The sequence below is a fragment of the candidate division WOR-3 bacterium genome, from assembly GCA_039803925.1.
GTDB lineage: Bacteria > Hydrothermota > Hydrothermia > Hydrothermales > JAJRUZ01 > JBCNVI01.
Genome location: JBDRZL010000002.1, coordinates 168,249 through 189,330, shown reverse-complemented (window position 1 = coordinate 189,330; position 21,082 = coordinate 168,249). Strand labels below are relative to the sequence as shown.

Here is a 21,082-nt window from a genome sequence, read left to right as displayed (position 1 = left end):
ATGAAAAAAATACTTTCCTTAAAAGAGCTTTCTGAGAGGAATACAGGCTTAACCTCAGGGCACAGAGCATGTAGTGGATGTGCTTTTCCTTCAATTATAAAAATGGTTGTTGCTTCCTCTGATTACCCTGTTGTGATATCTAACGCTACAGGTTGTCTTGAAGTTGTTTCAACAATATATCCCTATTCTGCTTGGAATGTGCCCTGGATTCATGTAGCTTTTGAAAATGCGGCAGCTGTTATATCAGGTGTTGAATCCGCCTATAAGGTTTTAAAAAAGAAAGGATTGATACCTGAGAATGAAAAAATAAATTTCATTGTTATAGGTGGAGATGGTGGAACTTACGATATAGGTTTACAGGCACTTTCAGGAGCTATTGAAAGAGGTCACAATTTTCTTTATGTTCTATATGATAATCAAGCTTATATGAATACAGGAGTTCAGAGGTCTTCAGCCACTCCTTTTGGTGCAAATACAACTACCTCACCTGTAGGTAAAAAAATGCCTGGTAAGATACAGCATAGAAAGGATATTATAGAAATTATTGCTGCCCATGAAATCCCCTATGTAGCCCAAGCATCACCTTCTCACTTTGGGGATTTGATAAAAAAAGTGAGAAGAGCTTTTGAAATTGAGGGTCCAAAATTTATTGCTGTTATTTCACCCTGTGTGCCAGGTTGGGGTTATAATGAAAGTGAAACAGTAGAGCTTGCCCGCTTAGCTGTTGAAACATGTTTCTGGCCATTATATGAAATTGATCAAGGTGTTTATAGAGTTAATTATAAACCTAAAGAAAAATTGCCTGTTAAAGAATGGCTTTTAAAACAGGATAGATTCAGTCATTTGAAAAATAGAGAGGATTTAATTGAGGAAATTCAAAAAAAAGTTGATGAGAAATGGGAAAGACTTTTAAGACTTGATGGACAAAAAATTTTCTAATTTTAGATTTAAGTAAATTTTAAAAATCATTTGAAATTTTATTAAGTTACTGTTATATTTAAACTTAATCTATTTCAAAAGGAGGATTAAATGAAATTAAAGGATTTTTCAGTTAGAATTGCAGGACTTGCAGGTGATGGCTCCCTTTTAGCAGGGGAAGTCCTTGCCTATACTTTAAAAAGAAGGGGGCTTTACACAGTTTCTGTAAGGGATTTCCCTTCTAATATAAGAGGTTTACCCACAAGTTTAACTATAAGGGCAAATGTGGAAAGAATTTTTTCCTGGAATGATTATATAGACGCACTTATTGCACTTGAACCAAAGGCAGTATATAGTCACTTAAAAGATATAAGAAGTGAAGGTGTTATTATAATAGATGAGGAGTTTAAATCCGAAAATCTTGTAAGAGATGATGTCTATTTATATCCTGTTCCCTTGAGAAAAAAAGCAAGGGAAATGTTTAAAAAAGAAATTTTTAAGAATGTAATAGCACTTGGATTTCTGGGTTATGTTTTCAATATTGAACCTGAGGAGATTAAAAACTCTATTATTTTCTATTTAAAAGGGAAAAGCGGTGAAATCATAGAGAATAATATTAAAGCCTTAGAAGAGGGTTATTCCCTTGCTAAAAATCTTTTGAAAAAGAGATATGAAATTGAAAAATCTACGGATATAGGGAGATATTATTTGTCTGGGAATGAAGCAGTAGCTCTTGGTGCTATTGCTGCTGGATGCAGATTTTTTGCTGCATACCCTATAACTCCCTCTACAGAGGTCTTTGAATTTTTGGCAAAACATATGCCAAAATTCGGAGGAGTTACAATTCAGTGTGAAGATGAAATAGCCTCAATTAATATGGCTATCGGTGCGTCCTTTGCTGGATTGAGAGCTATGACTTCCACAAGTGGTCCAGGAATGGATCTCAAAACTGAGGCAATTTCCCTTGCTTCAATGGCAGAAGTTCCCCTTGTTATTTACCATGCCCAGAGAGGAGGTCCATCCACAGGATTGCCAACAAAAACTGGTCAGGAAGATATAAATCATATTCTTTTTGCAGGGCATGGTGATGTCTCAAGAGCTGTACTTGTTCCATCCACTCCTGAAGAAAGTTTTGAATTTACTTTTAGAGCTTTTAACATTGCAGAGAAATATCAGATTCCAGTGATTGTGTTATCAGAACAGGCAGTTTCCCAGAATCAGCAGACAGTTGATGATATTCCCTATAATGGAAATTTAAAGTGGGAAAGGGGAAAAATTTTAAGTGAGGAAGAAGTTTCAGAGTATATTAAAACCGGAAAAATTTATGAAAGATACGAATTAACTGAAGATGGGATTTCTCCACGGGCTATTCCAGGAACAAAAGGGGTTATAGTTAGATATAATTCCAATGAAAAAACACCTGATGGATTCATAGATGAAGAGAATGAATACAGGGTTCAAATGGTTCAAAAAAGGTTAAGAAAACTTGAAAGAATTATTGAAGATGTTCCTGAACCTGAATTCTATGGTAATAAAAACGCACCAAATATACTTGTTGGTATAGGCTCATCACTAGGACCAATGAGGGAATCTGTTCATAGACTTAAAAATGAAGGAATAGAAATATCATATCTCAGAATAAGAACTCTTATGCCACTTCATGAAGACTATATTTACTCTTTAACATACAATAAAAATGTTTTTGTATGTGAATTAAATTCCTTTTCACAGCTAAAAAACTATCTTTCAAGGATATGGGGGAGAAAGCAAAATGTTTATTCAATTAGAAAATATTCAGGTTTTCCTTTTAAACCCTCTGAGATAATAAGTGAAGTTAAAAAAATTCTAAAAAAGGAGAATTAAGATGGAAAAACTTTTAAATTTTGAAATAACTTCAGTTAAAGCTTATGAGGGTAAAAAGAGTACTTGGTGCCCTGGTTGTGGTGATTTTGGAGTTCTTGCTGCTTTAAAACAAGCACTTTTTGAACTTGGAATTTCACCTTATGATGCAGTAGTTATAAGTGGAATTGGCTGTTCTTCAAAATTTCCTGATTATATAAATACCAACGCCTTCCATACAATCCATGGAAGACTTCTTCCTGTTGCTACCGGAGTTAAACTTGCAAATCAGAAATTAAATGTAATAGTTACAGGTGGAGACGGTGATGGTTACGGAATAGGTGGTAACCACTTTATGCATGCCGCCAGGAGGAATATAAACCTTACTTATATTGTTATGAATAATGAAATTTACGCTCTAACTAAAGGCCAAGTCGCACCTACCTCTCCCTATGGTTTTGTAAAAGGGACAACTCCTTATGGTTCAAAGGATAATCCTATAGAGCCCTGTTTAATATCTCTTTCAGCAGGAGCAACATTTGTAGCAAGGGGTTTTTCAGGTGATACAAAAAATTTAAAGGAATATATAAAAGAAGGTATAAAACATAAAGGCTTTTCCCATATTGATGTACTCTCTCCTTGTGTTACCTTTAATGAAGAATATTCTTATGATTATTTCAGGGAAAATATAGAGTTATTAAATGGACCATTTGCAAGGAGAGAAGAAGCAATTGCTAAAATTATGGAAACATGGAGAAAAGGTAAGATTCCTGTTGGAATTTTTTATGTTGAGGAGAAAAAGCATTATGAATTGGATATCTTTGGAAAAGAAGATTACTCAATAGTAGAGGAATTTAAAACACAAAAAATGCCTTTAAAAGAAGAACTTTTAAAGTTGATAGAAAACAAAAAATAAAAAAGGGGGGGATTTTCCCCCCCTTTAAAAATTTAAAAAAAATACTATTTTAAGGAGCAGTTAAACCGTAATGTTCGTAATTCTTTTTAATAAAGCTCTTCCACTTTTCTGGAACAGCATCTTCCGCATAGATCGCTTGAACCGGACAGACTGATTCACAGGCTCCGCAATCAATGCAAACCTGTGGATTTATATAAAGCTGATCTGAGCTTTCGTACTCGGGTTCATCTTTTCTTGGATGTATGCAATCCACCGGGCAAACCTCTACACAAGCTGTATCCTTAACTCCAATACAGGGTTCGCAAATAATATATGTCATTATTCCCTCCTTATTTCATGCCGGAGGAGGGATTTGAACCCTCACCTCCTTAACGGAGAGCGGATTTTGAGTCCGCCGCGTCTTCCGTTCCGCCACTCCGGCAATTTTTTGAATAAAAATTATACCCTTTTGAACTTATAATGTGCAATTTTTCTTATTTTTATTTGGAATAGAAATTGCATTTTTGTAAATTGAAAAAGGAGGTTTGAAATGGGAAAAATAAAAATACTCTTTATAATTACTCTGATTCCCCTTTTATGGGGATGCATAATAAAAGAAGAAAATATTTATACTAATTACCCTGTTGAAATTGATACTATACCACCTTCAGCACCAAGAGGACTTTATTCTGTTACTGGTGACCAGAAAGTTTATCTTTACTTTATTCCTAATACTGAAAAAGACCTTGCAGGATACTATGTGTGGAGGGGTTTTTCCTATGAAGGACCTTATGAAAAAATTGCAAATCTACCCCCCTCTAAAACAAGTTTTATTGATTATAATGTGCAAAATGGAATAACTTACTATTATGCTGTATCCGCTTATGATACGGCAGGGAATGAGTCAGACCTTTCCCCTGAAGTAGTGTTTGATACTCCAAGACCTGATGGTGAGGATGTTGTGTGGAGTTATCTTATTTATCCTGATTTTTCTGGATTTGATTTTTTAAATCAGGCTGTATGTTCCTATTTATCTCCAAACTGTGATTTTTATTATAAATACGATACCTCAGATAAAGTAGGCTATATAATTGTACCGGATACACTTACATGGATTCAGGATATGGGGTATGCTGAAAGTTTTGATGAGATAAGTTATGCACCTTTATACGGATGGTCAAAAATAGGTGTTCTTGAAGCAATTGAAGGTCATATTTATGTTTTCTGGACAAGGTATAATCATTTTGCAAAAATAAGAATTTTAAGTTTAGATAATAGATTAGTTTTTGAGTGGGCTTATCAAATAGATGAGGGAAATAGGGAGCTTTCTTTACCCTCTGAAGGGTTAAAATCCCTTAAAATTAAATAAGGAGGTATTAAATGAAAAAGTTAATTTTAATATTAGCTATCCAATTCCTTGCCTTAAAGGCAGGAATGGTGGATGTCTGGGTTGAAGGTGGTCCAAAGTCTATATATACAGCTGGTGAAAGATTAAAAATTAATGTTATTTCAAAAGTAGATGGTTATCTTTACTTATATAATATTGACCCAAATGGAAGAACTAAATTAATATTTCCTGCCGGAAAACCTGTATACATACATGCAGGTGTCCATTATGTTTTACCCGATGATTTTTACGATGATATTGAATGGACTTCTTCTTATGATCCAGGTATTGAATATATTTATGCAGTTGTTGTTCCTTATCCAATTTATGATATGCCCCTTGATTGTTTTGAACCTTTACCACCTGAATCTTATATATATTATGATTATGATGATATAAGATTTGCTCTCGTTTTCAGTTTCAGACCACCCTTCTGGTTCCCAAGGGTTTATTTTGGCGCATGGACAAGTTATTATATAATTCCAAGGTATTATGTATATCATCCGGCACCATGGTATTGTTACGATTGCCATCATCCCCATGTTTTTATTCACTTTTATTTTGATTTCTGTCCATTATATGAAATAAGGGTTTATGAATATAGATATATTTATGTTCCAAGGTATATAAAATATGCACCTCCCAGATACAGAATAAGAACAAGATGGGAATTTACAAAAGAAATTACACCTGAAAAGAGAAGTCGTCTACAGGAGGTAGAAAAAGAAACAAGGATAAGGGTAAGAGAGATAGGAATTGTTGAAGGTAAACCTGTAAGGGATTTAGTTAAAGAACAAGAAGTTAAAAGGAGTTATGAAAAAGAAAGAATAAGGGAATCTAAAGGAGAAATAAAGACTAAACCAGAACATGAACAAAAAAGAATCAGGGAAACTGAAGTTGAAAGGAAAAGGGAATATAAGGAATATGAAGGAAAAAATATTTATGAGTCAGATATCAGAAAGGTAAAAGAAAATAAAGAGATGGAAAAGGAAGAATCAGAGGATTACAGAAAAAGAGTTACTACTCCTATAAAAAGCCAGGAATTAAGAAAGGAAAGAGAAAGTAGAATTCAAAGAGAACAAGAAACCAGAATTCACAGGGAAAAGTTTGAAACTGAATTGAAAAAAGGCGGAGTTTTACCTCAAAATAAATCAGGAACAAAAAGGACAAGGAGATGAAAAAAATTTTAATTTTACTTATTTTACCTTTTCTACTTCATTCAATAGAGATTAATAAAAAGTCAGAATCATCAAAATCTAAAAGGGTGGAACTCAAAAGTGAAATAATTTATAAGGTTAAAAGAGATACCCTTGATAGAGATGGTGACGGAATAACTGATAGATTCTTTAAAAGATTAAGGGATAGGGAAGGAAAATTTTACGCTCCTTACAAGGAAAAAACTGAAGATAATAAAAAAGAATCTGAAAGACAAAGGGATATACAAAGGATAAAACCAAAATCAAGATTGAGGTAAAATCTATTTACGCCGGTTATAAAGACCCCCCTGTATTAAGGGGGGTCTCCTTTTATTTAAAAAAGGGTGAAATTCTTTCAATTCTTGGGAAAAATGGAACAGGTAAAACTACACTTTTAAGGGTTCTTTCCGGTATATTAAAACCCTTAAAAGGTGAGATTAATTTTGATGGAAAGAATATTTTTAAAATGGATCCTTTTGAAAGAGCAAAAAAAATTTCCTATTTACCCCAATTTTATGAATCTGATGTTCCTTTTACAGTTTATGAAATGGTTGAACTCGGTTTTTATCCTTATACAAAAGTTGATAAAGAAAAGTTAGATTATTTTTTAAGAATTTTTGATATTTATGAATTAAAAAATAAAAAGTTTTCAGAACTTTCAGGTGGTCAGAAACAAAAGGTTCTTCTTGCAAGATCTCTTGTTAAGGACCCTGAACTTATTCTTCTTGATGAGCCAAGTCTTCATCTTGATTTTGAAAATACCTTTTTAATTTTTGATATTATGAAGAATATTCTTAAAAGAGAAAATAAAAATTTAATTTTTGTAATACATGATATTAATATTGCTATTAAATTTTCTGATTATTTTCTTTTTCTAAAAGAAAATGGAAATACGCTTTTTGTGGAAAAAAATAAAATTTTTGAGAAAAAAGAAATTATTAGTGAATATCTTGGTTTTAATGTTAAAATTTTTAATTTAGAAGGAGAAAATTTTATCTTTTATAGATGAATATTTACCTTGTAACAGGTGGAGCTGGTTTTATTGGTTCTAATTTTGTGAGATATTTGATAAAAAAGGAAAAGGATGCAAAAATAATTGTCTATGATTCTCTTGAATATTCAGGCCACCCTTTTAATCTTTATCCCTACCTTAATGAGGAAAATATATTTTATGCTGGCTTTGGTAAGGATATTTACAAGGTTGAAAAAAATTTTATAAAAAGTAATTATAAAGTTCTGAAAGAAAAAGATCTGGAAAAAGAAATAAAAAAATTTCTTGAAGGTGAGGGAAAGATTTTTCTTCTTGTAGCTTCCGTTACAAATGTAAAGCCATTAAAACTTGTTATGAAATACTCAAATAATATTTTTCATTTTGCTGCAGAAACCCATGTTGATAGGTCAATTCTTTATCCACATAGATTCATTTTTACAGATATACTGGGGACTTACTTTTTAATTGATATTTTCAGAGAAATTCACGGAGAAAAGGGAAAGTTTATACATATATCAACAGATGAAGTTTATGGAGAAATTTTGAAAGGAAAAGCAAAAGAAAATCACCCTTTTTATCCCTCAAGCCCTTATTCTGCAAGTAAGGCAAGTGCTGACAGGATTGTTTATTCTTATTATAAAACTTACAGAATACCTGCAATCATAGTAAGACCTGCTAATGTTTTTGGAGAAAGACAGTTTCCTGAAAAATTTATACCCCTTTCTATTATGAAGGTGTTGATGAAAGAAAAAATTCCCCTCTATGGAGATGGAAATCAGAAAAGAAGCTGGATTTATATAGAAGATGCAGTAAGGGCTATATACCTTGTTTATAAAAAGGGTAAAATTGGTGAGGAGTATAACATACCTGGTAGCACCGAAATAAAAAATATCAGGCTCGCTGAACTTATATGTAAATTAGGAGGATTAAATAAAGAGGAAGGCATTGAGTTTATTAAGGATAGACCTGGTCATGACAGGAGATATTCAATGGATGGCAAGAAAATATTTGAACTTGGTTTTAAGCCTGAATGGAAATTTAAAGATGCTCTTAAAAAAACCTTTGAATTTTATAAGGAAAATTTTAATTTTTATAAAGAATTACTCTTAAATAAGAAAGTTAAGAATTTTTTGGAAAAGTGGTACAGCAGATTGCGAAAATGAAAGATATTGTTAAATTTTTTGATTATAATTTAAGGTATAATAAATTTTCAGAACATCTTAAGAATCTTTTCGGAGAAAAAGTTTGGAAAATTTCAGTGGATGCAGGTTTTAAATGTCCACCACAGGCGAAGTGTATTTACTGCTATAACCCCTCTTTTGTCCCTGAAACAGCAAGAAGAAAAGTGCCTTTAAAAGAACAGATTTTAAAGGGTATGGAAATAATTAGAAATAGAAGAAAGGTTAATAAATTCATTGTTTATTTTCAAGCCTTCACAAATACTTATGGTGATATAGAATTCATGAGAAAAGTTTATTATGAAGCATTAAACACCCATCCTGATATTGTTGGAATTTCAATTGGAACAAGAAGTGATACCGTAGGAGATGAAGTTTTGGAACTTCTTTATGAACTTAATAAGAAAACTTATTTGTGGGTTGAACTGGGTCTTCAATCAGCAAATGATAAAACAATGGAAATAACAAAAAGGGGGCACAATGTTAAAAATTTTGAGGAAGCTGTTTTTAAATTAAAGGAAAAAAATATTAGGGTTATGGCTCATGTTATAATAGGTCTTCCCGGTGATACATATGATGACTGGATGAATACAGCTTTTTTTTTAAATAAATTGAAAATTGACGGAGTTAAAATTCATCCCTTGCATATCGTTAAATATACTGAACTTGAGAATTGGTACAGGGAAGGAAAGTATAAACCCCTTGAAATGGAGGAGTATATAAATGCTGCATGTGATTTTATTGAAAGACTGGAAGAAAATATATTAATCGCAAGATTAACAGGTGAAGCTCCTTTTAATTTGTTAGTTGCACCTGATTGGTGTAAAAATAAAATGATTGTATTAAATAAAATTGAAAGGGAACTGGAGAAAAGGGAGAGTTTCCAGGGTAAATACCTTGAAGATTTAAAAACTTTTACTTTGAAAAATCCATAAAATATAAGGTTCTTTTTCCTTTTCTTTTATTTCTTTTAATTTTTTTGATATTTCTTCATCATCTTTAAAATTTAATAGTGATTCAATAGCTTCTGCTCTTATTTTTTTATTTTCATTTTCACAGAATTTTAAAAAAACTTCTTTTACCTCAGAATCCATTTCTTTTATTCCTTTAAAAACCCTTAAAAGATGAAATATAGTTATATCGCTAGCTTTTTGGTTAATTTTATCAATTAAATAAGACCTTACAGAATCCACATTATCCCTTAAAATTTTTTCTGCACCAAACCTAACAAGAGCATCTTTATCCTGTAGCAGGGGAACTATTTTTTTTAAAATTTTTTTTCTTTTTATTTCTCCGCATGCTCTTATAAGGGATATTTTTATTTCAGTATTATTTTCATTTAAATATTTAAATAATTCTTCAAAATTTTCTGTTTTTAATTTTGATAATGAATAGATTATATTTGCTTTAAATAAATCTCTTTTTTCTTTTCTTAACAATTTCCATAAATCCTTTTCCATCTCCTTAACTTCTGCTTCACCTGTTAGATAGATAATATTCAATTTTGATGTATCATTTTTTTCTTTTAAAGCTTTTCTCATATAGGGTGCACTTAACTCTTTATTTTCTTTTATAACTTCCTTAATTGCCCTTAATTCTAAGCTGTTAAGTGTTCTTATTTTATTATTAAAAATATAAATAAGTGCATCCTCTTTTCTCTGCGCTAAAATTTTTCTTGCCTTTGGAACAATCTTTTTATACTTACCTACTTCCCATTCAGAAGCAAGTTTAAATAAAGAATCAATATCTAAATCAAGGGGAATTTCCATATCTATACCTTCTTCTTCCGGTTCAACACTTTTAACTGTGTCAGGATCATAACTTAAGCCAAATTCCCCCTTTGAAATTAAAAAGGGTTCTTTTTTTAAATTTTCTCCCTTATAAAAATCCTTTCCTTTTAAGTCAATAAAAATACCTATTCCAATTTTCCCCCTTGACATTTTTCCTCCGCCCTGACCGAATTCTTCAGTTGTTACATAAATATCATTTCCTTCTGAATCAATAAATATACCAACTGAGGTATTTAAACCTATTCCTTGACCTCCTGAAACTTTATAAGTATCATGCCCTTTTTTGTCAATAAGCATTCCAACAGAGTAATCATGACCTTCACCCTGAGCAGGACCAAATCTTGAAATATATTCATCATCACCTTCTAAATCAAAAAGTGCTCCACAGGCCAAGTGAATACCAGAACCCTGTCCATATTCTGCTAAATGGTATAAATCATTCCCCTCGCCATCTATTAAAATTCCTGTTCCATACCAGTAAGAAGAGCCCTGTCCATATACTTCTGAATAATATACATCATTTCCTTCTCTATCAATTAAAAAAGCAACACCACCACCAAGATAGGGTCTTATACCAAGAGAAAACCCCTGTGCAAAAGACCTTGTTTCATCAGGTAAAAGAGGTATATGATAATTCTTACCATAGGCTATATAGGAATCCATACCCTTTCTATCATAAAGAATTGAAAATCCCAATGTTCCTGAAAAAGCCTGTCCTTTTTCTGTTACCTTATATAAGTCATTGCCATCAAAATCAAATAAAAAGGATTTTCCAAAGAAGCAAGCAGATTGAGAGAAAAAATCTGATTCATAGATATCATTCCCTTCCTTATCAAAAAGAAAACTAATTCCAAACAAGGATGAAGAAATTGAAAAGAATTTTCCCCTTCTTAAATCATTACCCTTTAAATCAAATTGAATTGAAACTCCAAAAAAGGATGAGCAGATGGAAAGTGCTTTATTTGAAATATAAGAATCATTTCCTTCTTTATCGATTAAAATTGAAAAGGGTATAGAATAAAACAAATTTGAGGAACCTGCCTTATCTAAATATTTGTCATTACCTTTTAAATCAACAATAATAAAAAAACTGTCACCTTTATATATGTTATCTTCTCTTTTACTGTTTATCACTATATACCCGAGCTCTGTTTTTATTACTGTATCCCTTAAATTTTCTGCATTTATAAGTGAATAGGTTAAAAAAATTAAGTTTTCAAAGGAAATTTTTAAACCTTGAAAGAGTTTTTCTCTATTTATTTTTAATAAATATTTTGCAATTTTCTTCTCATTCCATTTTTTTGCCTTAATTTTATTTCCCTTTTCTCTTTCAAAAATAGCATATAAAGTATCATCATTTTTGTCATTTTCATCTTCAAAAAGAAGAGTAATATTGTAAATCAATGTATCAAGTTTTTCTTTCTTAATATTTGAAAAGGAATTTTTGATAATTTCTTTAGCCCTTTTTAAATTATTTATCGTTTCTTCTAAGATATTTTCAAAATTTTCTTCTTTGATTTTTAATTTAAAAATTTTTTCAATAATTTCCCTTTCATCTGAATTAAAATCTTTAAAAGTTTTTTCTGCGTATTCAGGAATTTTAAGGGGTTCTTTAAGAAAAAAGAGGGTTAGAGAATCCTTTAAATTTGTAAATATACTTTTATCCTTTTCAAAGGAAAGGTCTTTAATTTCAAGATATTTATAGGATAGAATATCTTTTATAAGTGCTTCTTCTTCATAATTAAGGAAGGTAATTAAAAGAAAGAAAATCATTTTTTATTTTAAAATAATTAACTTTAAAATATCCTAAAATGAGAAGAAAAAATTATCCTATTGGCTCTGACTACTATTTTGAATTTTCATTTCTTTTCAAAAAAAAGAAAAATATTTTTAAGTTTTGGAAGGGTTATTTGAAAAATTTTAAACTCTTTTTTTCAGGAAGAGATGCTCTTCGTTTTCTCCTTAAAAATTTAAAAGAAAAATATTTTTTTCTTCTACCAAGCTATACCTGCTATGAAGTTATAAGACCTTTTGAAGAATTATCCCTTAATTTTGATTTTTATAGAGTTTATTTTAATCCATCACCACAGGTTGATTTTGATGATATAAAGAAAAAAGCCGCAATGTATAAAAGTCCTATTGTTATAATAATTGAATATTTTGGGTTTCCAGTGGATTATGAACTTGAATTTCCCTTTATTCTTGATATAAGTCATTCTCTTTTAACCTTTAAAAAAAGAAATTTTAAAATAAAGCCATCTCTTATTTTTGGATCTTTGAGAAAAATTTTACCTCTACCTGACGGAGGTGTTCTTTTTTCTGAGGAAGAGATTAAGGATTCTGTTAAAAACTTTGATTATGAGACTTTTTTAGTTAAGTTATCAGCTTACCTTATAAGAAATTTTCACAATTTTTTTCCTTATTTAACAAAGCCTTTATTTTCCTTTGCCTATGATGTTCTTGATAAAAATTATGAAAAAAAATTAACAGATAATAAAGATCCCAGAAAATCCTCTTTTTTAACAAATTACCTTTTGAAAAGAATTCCTTATGAATTTATAATGGAAAAAAGAAGGCAAAATTTTATTTATCTTTTAAAAAACCTTAATTTTGAAAAAATACAGCCACTTTACAGGGACTTACCAGAGGGCATATGTCCCTTAAATTTCCCATTTTTTAGTGAAAATAAACATAAAATAAAAGATTTTCTCATTAAAAACAGGATATATCCACCAACACTATGGCCAAATGTTCACCCTTTAATAAAGAAGGCGAATTATCCAGAAGTTCACAAAATTCCTGAGAAAATACTTTCTTTACCTATCGATCACCGTTATAATATTAATGATATGAAAAAAATAAAGGAGGTAATTGAAAGATGTTTGAAATAATTTTATTTTTTTCAATTTTTAATAATTTTACACATTCAGATACTTTTTACAGTGTTTTTAACAGGAATGATACAATTTTTATAACAGGTGACCACGGTATTTATCTTTTCGACTTTAATAAGGATTCAGTTTTTTATAAATTTACAAATTCTGATTCAATTCCCCTATACCCTTATTATGCTATTTTTTTAAAAGATAGCCTTTTAAATTTTACAAATTCTGAAAATCTTATTGTTATAAATTTAAAAAATAACAAAAAGTATTTTTATCCTCCTCTTTTTCTTGAAAGAGATTTTTATAGGGAAATAAAGATAAAGGGTGATACAGTTTTTTTAGCAGGTAATAGAGGTTTAAAGGGTATTTATAGAAATAACACAATTGATACTTCTGATGATTCACTTTTCTTTGAAAGAAAAAATTATTTTCCTAAGGATACCGTGATTTCTCTTGAAATAATAAAAGATACCTTATTTATTGGAACAAAATTAGGTCTTTATAAAATTAAAATTAATCTCCTCGGAATAATCCCTCCTACTTTACATTCTGGAATTTTACCAGGAAAAATAGGTGATATCTTTATCTTGAATAATAAAATTTTTGTTTCTTCTGATAGTTTTTTGTATTTATATCCTGATTCTCTTTTAACTAAATTTCCGTATGTTATAAATTCTCTAATTGGGAATTCTGACACATTATTTGTAGGGACAGAGGGTGGTTCATATATTTTATATAATGGTCAAAAATTAAAATTCAGTAATTTCAATACGAAAAGTTTAATTAAAGTTAAAAATAAAATTTATCTCCTTGGAAAAGGTATTGTAATTTATGATTATAAAAATTCTTTATTTTTAAATTTCAAAAATTATTTTAAAGAATTAACTTCCAATTCCATTTCTTCTGTTAAAAAGTTTGGAAAATATTACCTTTTTTCCCATGATAGAGGAATTGATATTTTTAATGAAAAATATGAAAAGGTAAATAAATTATTAGGCGGATGGATAAGAACCCTTGATGTAAATCCTGAGATTATAATCACATCACCTTGGTGTGGTCCAATTTTTAAAATTGATTCTCTTTTCAATATTTATGATACTTTAAATCTTTCTACATGCATTCAGCTCTTAAAATTTTTAAATGATTCTACTTTTTCTGTTTTAAAACCTGCACAGAATTCAATAGAAATAAGGAATTTAAAGGATGAGAAAATTAAAGAAATTTTTAACCTTGGTTATGCAACAGATATAGAAAAATATGCTGATTTTTATTTTGTTTCCAATACAGAGGGTAACATTTACAAAATTGATAAAAATTATAATATAAGTTTTGTTATGAATACAGGTTATCCTGTTTACGATATATCAATTTATGAAAATAAGATTTTTTTTGCAACAAATTCAGGTTTATTTGAATACAAATTGCCTGATTTTCAATTTATTAAAAATTATAGGACTTTTGATTCTTATACTGTTTCAGTAATAAATGATAAATATGGAAATACTTATGCTCTTACAAGAAGTGGATTAATCTTTATATCAAGAAGTGGTGAGGAAAAAATTTTTGAATCTTCCTATAATACTCTTACAAGGACTGAAAGTATTGATTTTAATTCTCAGTGTTCTGCCTCTCTTTTATATTATGATAATTTGAATGAGGAAATAATAATTGGTACAAAGGATGGAGTCTCAATTATGAATTTAAAAGTTTTTGGACCTTCTGAAGCAGAAGAACCTATAGTTTTCCCCAATCCTTTTAAAAAAGACAGGGGTTTCTTTTATATAAAAACAAAAGAAAATTTAAAGGAGATTCTTATCTATTCACCCTCTGGAAGGGTTAAAAAATTGAATTTTGTAAACTCAGGAGACAGATTTAAGGTTAATGCTTTTAATCTTGAAAGAGGTTTTTATATTTTAGTTATAAAATTGGATAAGGATACTAAAATTAAAAAAATAATCTGCGAGTAATGAAATTTAAAACTTTTTTAGAGGATTTTGTAGTTGAGGAGGTTTTAAAAAAAGGTGTTTTAAAGGAGAAAGGTTTATATAAAGTTTATAAAGCAAAAAAGATTGGTCTTGAAAGTTTTTATCTTAAAAACCTTCTTGAAAAAACCTTTAATGCAAAAATAAGTTTTTTAGGTTTAAAGGATAAAAAATCTATAAGTATTTTTTATTTTTCTGCAAAGGGGAACGTGCCCAATTATGTAAAATTTAAAAATTTTTCTGCTGAACTTATAGGATTTTCTGATAAAGAATTAAACTCATATGATCTTGAAAAAAACAATTTCAAAATTACCTTGAGGGATTTAAGAAAAAATGAGGTTGGTAAGATTTTTGAAATTCTCGAGGATTTGAGTAAAAAAGGTTTTCCAAATTATTTTGATATACAGAGATTATCCTCGGATGCAAGTTCTTTATTTTTTCCGCTTTTAATTAAGGGAAATATTAAAGAAGCAATAAAAGTTCACCTTCTATCGCTTTCTCCTGAAGGAAGAAAGAATTTAAAAAGATTTAAAAAGTATGTAAAAAAATTTTTTTATAAACCTGAAAGGCTTCTTCCTTATGCTCCTTCAGAGGAGGACAGGGAAATCGTAAAAAAACTCATTGAAGATGATTGCAAAGGAATTATTAAGAAAATAGAATCTGATTTATTAAAAATTTATTTTGAGAAATTTTCATCCCTTATATGGAATAAATGTGTAAGTAAGTTTCTAAAAAAAAGTAAAATAAGTTTTAAAAAAGGGTTTGTTATTAAAATAAAAAATATTTTTCTTTTTGTCCCTGAAACAATAAATCAGGAAGTTAAAGATATTTTGAGTGAACCTATATTTCCTGTTCCTGGAACTGAGAGAATCCCTTCTCATCCTGAGTTTGAAGAAATTTTAATTAGAGAATTAAAAAAGGACAATTTAAGTTATCCATTAAAAGTTCCTGATTTTTTAGAAAATTTTTCCTTTAGGGGTTACACTCGAAGGTTATGGGTTTATCCAGAGGATTTAAATTTTAATTATGATAAGGAAAAACTTATACTTTCTTTTTCTTTGCCTCCTGGTTCCTATGCCACAATTCTATTAAAAATTTTAATGAGGAAACTTAATTTATGAACTTTTAGATAATAGAAGAATAGCAAATATGGCAAGTATTATGCCAATATACCCTTGTAGACTTAATTCTTCTTTTAAAAATATTCTTGAAAGTATAAGAGTAAGAGCAGGATAAAGTGATGTTAAAGGGACTATTATGGATGCTTTTCCTTTTGTAAGTGCGAGATAAAAAAATACTGTCCCTATTGTTCCTGAGAATAGTGCAAGTAAAAGGTAAACTAATCCTTCTGGTCTAAAGTTCAAATCTTTTCTATAAAGGAAAAAAAGAAATGTTGAGAAAAAAAGCGACATAATACTTGAGAAAATGAAGTATTCATACCACCTGTAATAATATGTAGAAAATTTTGAAAAAAATCCCCAAAATCCCCAAGCAATAAGTGTAATTATTGATAAAATTAAATAGTTCATCTATAAATTTTAAGATAAGTTTTTCTTATAATTATATTTAAATTAAAAGGAGGATAAAAATGGCTAAAAGTAGATTAAATGAATCTTTAAAAAAAGAACTTTTAAAACTCAAGGAAGAAGGTAGATTAAAGGGAAAGGAATATATTATAACAGGAATTAAAAAACCGGAAAATGGTAAAGGACCAAGGTATTTTTTGAAAGGTTTTGGAAATAAGGAATTTATAAGGATGAATTCCAATTCATATCTTGGAATGTCGCTTCTTGAAGATATAATAAAGACAGAAGAGGAAAATGCAAGAAAATTTGGTGTTGGACCTGGTGCTGTAAGATTTATAAGTGGAACTTTTGAACCTCACAGGTTACTTGAAAAAAAACTTGCGGAATTCCATAAAAGAGAAGATTGTATGATATACAGTGCAGCCTATGTTACGGTTATTGGAGTTCTTGCTGCTCTTATAAATGCTGATACAATTGTTTTGAGTGATGAACTAAATCATAACTGTATTATAAATGCTATTAGATTATCAAGACCGAAAGATAAACTTATTTATAAACATCTTGACATGAAGGATCTTGAGGAAAAAGTTAAAGGTGTTCTCGGAAAGGCAAAGAGACTTATTATTGTTACTGATGGAGTTTTCAGTATGAGAGGTGATTTTGCACCTTTAAAGGAAATAGAAGATATTTCAAATAAATATGATGAATATTTTGAGGAAAATATAATAGTAGTTGTAGATGATTCTCATGGAGTTGGTGCTTTTGGGGATACAGGAAGAGGTACTGAGGAATATACAGGTGCAAGATGCGATATTTTGATTGGAACACTTGGTAAGGCTTTCGGAGTAAATGGTGGTTATGTTGTATCTGATGAGGTTATAATAAATTACTTAAAGGAAGTTGCTATAACATATGTTTACTCAAATCCTATAACACCAGCTGAGGCAGCTTGTGCTCTTAAAGTTGTTGAGTTTCTTGATAGCAAGGAAGGTAAAAAAAGGCTTGAATACTTAAGAGAATTAACAAAGTATTTCAAGGAAAACCTTTTAAAGCTTGGATACGAGACAATTTTAAGCTCCCATCCCATTGTTCCTCTTTTAATAAGAGATACATGGAAAACAAGGGATCTTGTTAATTATTTAATTGAAAATGGAATTTTAGCAACAGGTCTTACCTATCCAATAGTTCCAAGAGGGGATGAAACTATAAGATTTCAGATAAATGCAGATCATACCTATTATGATATTGATTATGTTTTAAATGTTCTTGAAAAATATAAAAGAGAAAAATTTTAAAACTATTAATGGAATGGAAGGTCTGGCTTTTAAAGGATAATAAATTAAAGGGAATTTTTGTGATTTTTTTAATACTTTTAGTTTCATTTCTCATTTTTATTTCCTATGGTTCCTTTTTTTCTCTTTTATCTATCCTTATACTTTTATTTTCAATCAATGATTTTCTTTTTCCGATAAAATATAAAATAGATGATAAAAAGCTTATTATTCAGAAAATTTTCTGGAAAAGGGAAATTGATGTAAAGAATATAAAAAGAGTTGAAAAAATAACTCAAGGTTTATTTGTGTCCCCTTATTTTATAAGAAATTTTCTTGATAATTTCAGGGGAATGACACTTTTCACAAAGGAAAGGGAAAAAGTTTATGAATTTATTGAGAGAGTTAGAAAAATTAACAATACCTGAAAGAATAGAAAAAATTAAGGAAATCATTTACAAGGAATCTGAAAATCCAGAGAAAATTAAAATTTTGGGTGCTACAAAGGGTATTGATATTGAAAGAATTAAAATTGCCTTTGAACATGGAATAAGACTTTTTGGTGAAAATAGGGTTCAAGAAGCTGAGGGTAAGATAAAAATTTTTGATAAACCAGAATGGCATATGATAGGACATTTACAAACAAATAAGATTAAAAAGGCCTCTTATCTATTTACCATGATAGAAAGTGTTGATTCTTTAAAACTTGGAAAGGAGTTAGATAAAATTGGAAACAAATTAAACAAAAAAATCAAGGTACTTATAGAAGTTAATACCTCAGGAGAAGAAACAAAGTATGGATTTAAAAGAGAGGAACTTTTAAGGGATTTTGAGAAATTTCTTGATTTAAAAAATATTGAAATAAAAGGTCTTTTTACAATAGGTCCTTATCCACCAGAAGAAAAAAAATCAAGAAAGAGTTTTTCTGAATTAAGGGAGTTGAGAGATTATTTAGAAAAAGAGTATAATTTGAAGTTACAGGAACTATCAATGGGAATGAGTGAAGATTTTGTTTATGCTATAAAAGAGGGTGCTAGTATTATAAGACTTGGAAGAATTTTATTTGGAGAAAGATTTTAAAAGGGTTCAAATCCCATAAATTTTTTAATTAATTATGAAAATTGCACCAATAGAAATAAGAAACGCAGATTTTCCAAGGTCGCTCAGAGGTTATGATCCTGAAAAGGTGAGAGAGTTTTTAAAAACAGTGGCAGAGCAGATGGAAGAACTTATAAGGGAAAATTTAACTTTAAATGAAAGAATAAGGGATCTTGATAGTAAGGTTGAAGATTACAGGAGAATGGAAAATATTATGAAGGAAGCCTTACTTACCACACAGAAGACAACAGAAGAGCTCAAAAAAAATGCTCAGAGGGAAGCAGAACTTATAATTTCCAATGCTAAAATTGAATCAGAAAAAATTCTGGAAAATACACGAAGGGAACTCCAGAAGTTAAGAGAAGAAATAGAGCTATTAAAGTCAAAAAAGGAAGGTTTTCTCTGGGAATTAAAATCCCTTCTTGAAACTCAATTGGAGTGGTTAAACAGTCAATTTAGAATACTTGAAGAGCAGAAGAAAAGAATTTGAGTTAATGGATAAAATAATTGAATTTTTAAAAAACAAAGGTATTGATTTTGTTGAAATAGGTATTATTACAGGTTCAGGTTGGTCAAAAATTGAAGAATTTATTAATGTGCATAAGAGAATAAAGTATTCTGAAATAGAAGGTTTTCCTGTTTCAAGTGTAAAAGGACATAAGGGTGAGCTTCTTTTTGGTAGATTTGAAAATAAAAGTGCTTTAATTTTTTCGGGTAGATTTCACTATTATGAAGGATACAGTATGAATGAGGTTACCTTGCCTGTAAGAATTCTTAAAGAGTTAGGAGGTAAAATTCTTGTGGTTACAAATGCTGCCGGTGGTTTAAATCCTTCCTTTGATATTGGAGATCTTATGATAATAACTGATCACATAAATTTATTTCCTGAAAATCCCTTAAGGGGAAAAACAGAGTTTCCATCCATGCTTGATGCCTATGATGAAAAAATTATAGAGGAAATAGAGGAGATAGCAAAGGAAAGGGGAATAAAGATAAAAAAGGGAGTTTATGTTGGCTGGCAGGGTCCTTCTCTTGAAACAAAGGCAGAATATAAATTTTTAAGAATAATAGGTGCTGATGCTGTGGGTATGTCAACAGTGCCAGAGGTAATTATGGCAAAAGCTCTTGGTTTAAAAGTTTTAGGTTTTTCTGCAATTACAAATATGGGGCTTGGAGATAAGGTGAAAGATATAAGTCATGAGGAGGTTTTAAAAATAGCTGAGAATTGTGCTAAAAAGACAGGGGAGATTTTAAAAGAATGGATAAAAAAATATTATTTTTAATTTTTTTAATTCTTTTTAACTGTAAAGATCCTGTTTCAAAGAGTAAAAAATACATTGATAAAGGTATGTATGAAGAGGCCGAGAGTATACTTCTTTATTCTTTAAAAAAAGGAAAAGAAGAACCTGAAATTTATCTTTTGCTTGGAGAGATAAATATAAAAAAGAAATTTTATCTATCAGCGCTCTCTTATTTTGAAAAGGTTATTGATAAAAATAAATATAAAAAAAGATTATTAAAAAATTTAAGAGATATTTATTTAGAAACAAAAAATAAAGGACCTGAGATAGCAAGACGTTCACTTTTTTTAATATATCTTCTTGAACCTGAGAATTTAACTTTTGAAGAAAAAAAGTTCATTGCTCTTTACTTTATTGAAAGAGAGCAAATAGAAGGGAAAAATTTTGTAGAAAAAGTTCTTGAGGAAAAATTTGATGATGAACTTTTTCTTGAATATATAAAAAATCTTTTTGATAAAAATGAATACAGAGAGATTTTAAGTCTTTATAAAAAGTTTAGTGAAAAAATAAATGTTTCAAAATTAAATTTAAATATAACATTTTATATAGGTTTAACTTATTTTGAATACGGAAAAAAATATTTTGAAGAACAGAAAATTGATTCTTCATATACTTATCTCTCAAAATATATAACTATGAAAGAACCTCCTATATATTTGCCAAAAGCTTATTTTTTAAGAGGTAAGATCAATTTAGAAAAAGGTGATACAGTATCTGCCTATTATGATTTTAGAAAGGTTCTTGAAATTTTGCCATTCAAGAATTCTGGGATAGCTCAGGAAGCGCGTGAAATAATAAAAGAATTAAAATTAAAGGGATTTTAAA

Annotated in this window: 21 protein-coding genes and 1 tRNA gene; 18 read left to right on the top strand and 4 right to left on the bottom strand. The window is 29.5% G+C overall.

What is annotated here, in order from left to right:
* From ABIN17_02065 to ABIN17_02055, 3 genes are all read left to right on the top strand, one after another.
* Positions 1-939: a thiamine pyrophosphate-dependent enzyme gene (locus ABIN17_02065; GenBank protein MEO0283844.1), complete on the top strand. Its 939-nt coding sequence runs from the start codon at positions 1-3 to the stop codon at positions 937-939.
* 90 nt (positions 940-1,029) lie between these two features.
* A complete protein-coding gene (locus ABIN17_02060; GenBank protein ID MEO0283843.1) occupies positions 1,030-2,781 on the top strand; it encodes a 2-oxoacid:acceptor oxidoreductase subunit alpha in 1,752 nt (583 codons plus the stop codon).
* Between the two features lies 1 nt (position 2,782).
* Positions 2,783-3,673, top strand: coding sequence for a thiamine pyrophosphate-dependent enzyme (locus ABIN17_02055; GenBank protein ID MEO0283842.1), 891 nt, complete (start codon positions 2,783-2,785; stop codon positions 3,671-3,673).
* A gap of 49 nt (positions 3,674-3,722) precedes the next feature.
* Here ABIN17_02055 and ABIN17_02050 read toward each other — a convergent pair whose 3' ends face one another.
* Both ABIN17_02050 and ABIN17_02045 read right to left on the bottom strand, forming a co-directional pair.
* A complete protein-coding gene (locus ABIN17_02050) occupies positions 3,723-3,992 on the bottom strand; it encodes a 4Fe-4S binding protein (GenBank protein ID MEO0283841.1) in 270 nt (89 codons plus the stop codon).
* A gap of 18 nt (positions 3,993-4,010) precedes the next feature.
* Positions 4,011-4,094, bottom strand: a tRNA-Leu gene (locus ABIN17_02045).
* A gap of 108 nt (positions 4,095-4,202) precedes the next feature.
* Here ABIN17_02045 and ABIN17_02040 point away from each other — a divergent pair.
* The 6 genes from ABIN17_02040 to ABIN17_02015 are packed head-to-tail and all read left to right on the top strand — an operon-like array spanning position 4,203 to position 9,339.
* Positions 4,203-5,021 (top strand): hypothetical protein, encoded by an 819-nt coding sequence (locus tag ABIN17_02040; GenBank protein MEO0283840.1) that lies wholly within the window; start codon positions 4,203-4,205, stop codon positions 5,019-5,021.
* A gap of 11 nt (positions 5,022-5,032) precedes the next feature.
* Positions 5,033-6,217 carry a DUF4384 domain-containing protein gene (locus ABIN17_02035; GenBank protein ID MEO0283839.1) on the top strand — a complete coding sequence of 395 codons (1,185 nt, stop codon included), beginning with the start codon at positions 5,033-5,035 and terminating at the stop codon, positions 6,215-6,217.
* The gene (locus ABIN17_02030) at positions 6,214-6,513 is read left to right on the top strand and encodes a hypothetical protein (protein ID MEO0283838.1); all 300 of its coding nucleotides are present in this window, start codon (positions 6,214-6,216) and stop codon (positions 6,511-6,513) included. Before ABIN17_02035 ends, ABIN17_02030 begins: the two co-directional genes overlap by 4 nt.
* Entirely contained in the window at positions 6,498-7,244 is a 747-nt protein-coding gene (locus ABIN17_02025) for an ABC transporter ATP-binding protein (GenBank protein ID MEO0283837.1), read from the top strand. Before ABIN17_02030 ends, ABIN17_02025 begins: the two co-directional genes overlap by 16 nt.
* Positions 7,241-8,389: a GDP-mannose 4,6-dehydratase gene (locus ABIN17_02020; protein ID MEO0283836.1), complete on the top strand. Its 1,149-nt coding sequence runs from the start codon at positions 7,241-7,243 to the stop codon at positions 8,387-8,389. Before ABIN17_02025 ends, ABIN17_02020 begins: the two co-directional genes overlap by 4 nt.
* Positions 8,386-9,339 (top strand): TIGR01212 family radical SAM protein, encoded by a 954-nt coding sequence (locus tag ABIN17_02015; GenBank protein ID MEO0283835.1) that lies wholly within the window; start codon positions 8,386-8,388, stop codon positions 9,337-9,339. Before ABIN17_02020 ends, ABIN17_02015 begins: the two co-directional genes overlap by 4 nt.
* On the opposite strand, the gene ABIN17_02010 is transcribed toward ABIN17_02015, so the two are convergent.
* Positions 9,310-11,967: a hypothetical protein gene (locus ABIN17_02010; protein ID MEO0283834.1), complete on the bottom strand. Its 2,658-nt coding sequence runs from the start codon at positions 11,965-11,967 to the stop codon at positions 9,310-9,312. The genes ABIN17_02015 and ABIN17_02010 overlap by 30 nt on opposite strands.
* Positions 11,968-12,104: 137 nt before the next feature.
* Between ABIN17_02010 and ABIN17_02005 the strand changes: the two genes are divergently transcribed.
* Genes ABIN17_02005 through truD form a run of 3 tightly spaced genes read left to right on the top strand, consistent with a single transcriptional unit; the run spans position 12,105 to position 16,182 of the window.
* Positions 12,105-13,085 (top strand): hypothetical protein, encoded by a 981-nt coding sequence (locus ABIN17_02005; protein ID MEO0283833.1) that lies wholly within the window; start codon positions 12,105-12,107, stop codon positions 13,083-13,085.
* Entirely contained in the window at positions 13,073-15,046 is a 1,974-nt protein-coding gene (locus ABIN17_02000) for a T9SS type A sorting domain-containing protein (GenBank protein MEO0283832.1), read from the top strand. Before ABIN17_02005 ends, ABIN17_02000 begins: the two co-directional genes overlap by 13 nt.
* A complete protein-coding gene (truD, locus tag ABIN17_01995) occupies positions 15,046-16,182 on the top strand; it encodes a tRNA pseudouridine(13) synthase TruD (GenBank protein ID MEO0283831.1) in 1,137 nt (378 codons plus the stop codon). The genes ABIN17_02000 and truD overlap by 1 nt, the downstream gene beginning before the upstream one ends.
* On the opposite strand, the gene ABIN17_01990 is transcribed toward truD, so the two are convergent.
* A complete protein-coding gene (locus ABIN17_01990) occupies positions 16,177-16,590 on the bottom strand; it encodes an EamA family transporter (protein ID MEO0283830.1) in 414 nt (137 codons plus the stop codon). The two genes, truD and ABIN17_01990, sit on opposite strands and share 6 nt — an antisense overlap.
* Positions 16,591-16,649: 59 nt before the next feature.
* On the opposite strand from ABIN17_01990, the gene ABIN17_01985 reads away from it, so the two are divergent.
* From ABIN17_01985 to ABIN17_01960, 6 genes are read left to right on the top strand one after another with little or no spacing between them, the layout of a single operon-like run.
* The gene (locus ABIN17_01985) at positions 16,650-17,882 is read left to right on the top strand and encodes an aminotransferase class I/II-fold pyridoxal phosphate-dependent enzyme (GenBank protein MEO0283829.1); all 1,233 of its coding nucleotides are present in this window, start codon (positions 16,650-16,652) and stop codon (positions 17,880-17,882) included.
* Positions 17,883-17,890: 8 nt separating this feature from the next.
* Positions 17,891-18,286 (top strand): PH domain-containing protein, encoded by a 396-nt coding sequence (locus tag ABIN17_01980; GenBank protein ID MEO0283828.1) that lies wholly within the window; start codon positions 17,891-17,893, stop codon positions 18,284-18,286.
* The gene (locus ABIN17_01975) at positions 18,246-18,938 is read left to right on the top strand and encodes a YggS family pyridoxal phosphate-dependent enzyme (protein ID MEO0283827.1); all 693 of its coding nucleotides are present in this window, start codon (positions 18,246-18,248) and stop codon (positions 18,936-18,938) included. The genes ABIN17_01980 and ABIN17_01975 overlap by 41 nt, the downstream gene beginning before the upstream one ends.
* A 34-nt stretch (positions 18,939-18,972) precedes the next feature.
* Entirely contained in the window at positions 18,973-19,446 is a 474-nt protein-coding gene (locus tag ABIN17_01970; GenBank protein MEO0283826.1) for a DivIVA domain-containing protein, read from the top strand.
* A 4-nt stretch (positions 19,447-19,450) separates the two neighbouring features.
* A complete protein-coding gene (locus ABIN17_01965; protein ID MEO0283825.1) occupies positions 19,451-20,239 on the top strand; it encodes a purine-nucleoside phosphorylase in 789 nt (262 codons plus the stop codon).
* The gene (locus ABIN17_01960) at positions 20,215-21,081 is read left to right on the top strand and encodes a hypothetical protein (GenBank protein MEO0283824.1); all 867 of its coding nucleotides are present in this window, start codon (positions 20,215-20,217) and stop codon (positions 21,079-21,081) included. Before ABIN17_01965 ends, ABIN17_01960 begins: the two co-directional genes overlap by 25 nt.
* The last annotated feature ends 1 nt before the right edge of the window (position 21,082 follow it).

Coding starts and splice junctions, on each gene's coding strand:
- ABIN17_01960 (MEO0283824.1), top strand. CDS start 20,215: ATGGATAAAAAAATATTATTTTTAATTTTTTTAATTCTTTTTAACTGT.
- ABIN17_02055 (MEO0283842.1), top strand. CDS start 2,783: ATGGAAAAACTTTTAAATTTTGAAATAACTTCAGTTAAAGCTTATGAG.
- ABIN17_01980 (MEO0283828.1), top strand. CDS start 17,891: ATGGAATGGAAGGTCTGGCTTTTAAAGGATAATAAATTAAAGGGAATT.
- ABIN17_02035 (MEO0283839.1), top strand. CDS start 5,033: ATGAAAAAGTTAATTTTAATATTAGCTATCCAATTCCTTGCCTTAAAG.
- truD (MEO0283831.1), top strand. CDS start 15,046: ATGAAATTTAAAACTTTTTTAGAGGATTTTGTAGTTGAGGAGGTTTTA.
- ABIN17_02040 (MEO0283840.1), top strand. CDS start 4,203: ATGGGAAAAATAAAAATACTCTTTATAATTACTCTGATTCCCCTTTTA.
- ABIN17_01970 (MEO0283826.1), top strand. CDS start 18,973: ATGAAAATTGCACCAATAGAAATAAGAAACGCAGATTTTCCAAGGTCG.
- ABIN17_02020 (MEO0283836.1), top strand. CDS start 7,241: ATGAATATTTACCTTGTAACAGGTGGAGCTGGTTTTATTGGTTCTAAT.
- ABIN17_02065 (MEO0283844.1), top strand. CDS start 1: ATGAAAAAAATACTTTCCTTAAAAGAGCTTTCTGAGAGGAATACAGGC.
- ABIN17_02000 (MEO0283832.1), top strand. CDS start 13,073: ATGTTTGAAATAATTTTATTTTTTTCAATTTTTAATAATTTTACACAT.
- ABIN17_02015 (MEO0283835.1), top strand. CDS start 8,386: ATGAAAGATATTGTTAAATTTTTTGATTATAATTTAAGGTATAATAAA.
- ABIN17_02050 (MEO0283841.1), bottom strand. CDS start 3,992: ATGACATATATTATTTGCGAACCCTGTATTGGAGTTAAGGATACAGCT.
- ABIN17_01965 (MEO0283825.1), top strand. CDS start 19,451: ATGGATAAAATAATTGAATTTTTAAAAAACAAAGGTATTGATTTTGTT.
- ABIN17_02060 (MEO0283843.1), top strand. CDS start 1,030: ATGAAATTAAAGGATTTTTCAGTTAGAATTGCAGGACTTGCAGGTGAT.
- ABIN17_01990 (MEO0283830.1), bottom strand. CDS start 16,590: ATGAACTATTTAATTTTATCAATAATTACACTTATTGCTTGGGGATTT.
- ABIN17_01975 (MEO0283827.1), top strand. CDS start 18,246: ATGAATTTATTGAGAGAGTTAGAAAAATTAACAATACCTGAAAGAATA.
- ABIN17_02010 (MEO0283834.1), bottom strand. CDS start 11,967: ATGATTTTCTTTCTTTTAATTACCTTCCTTAATTATGAAGAAGAAGCA.
- ABIN17_01985 (MEO0283829.1), top strand. CDS start 16,650: ATGGCTAAAAGTAGATTAAATGAATCTTTAAAAAAAGAACTTTTAAAA.
- ABIN17_02030 (MEO0283838.1), top strand. CDS start 6,214: ATGAAAAAAATTTTAATTTTACTTATTTTACCTTTTCTACTTCATTCA.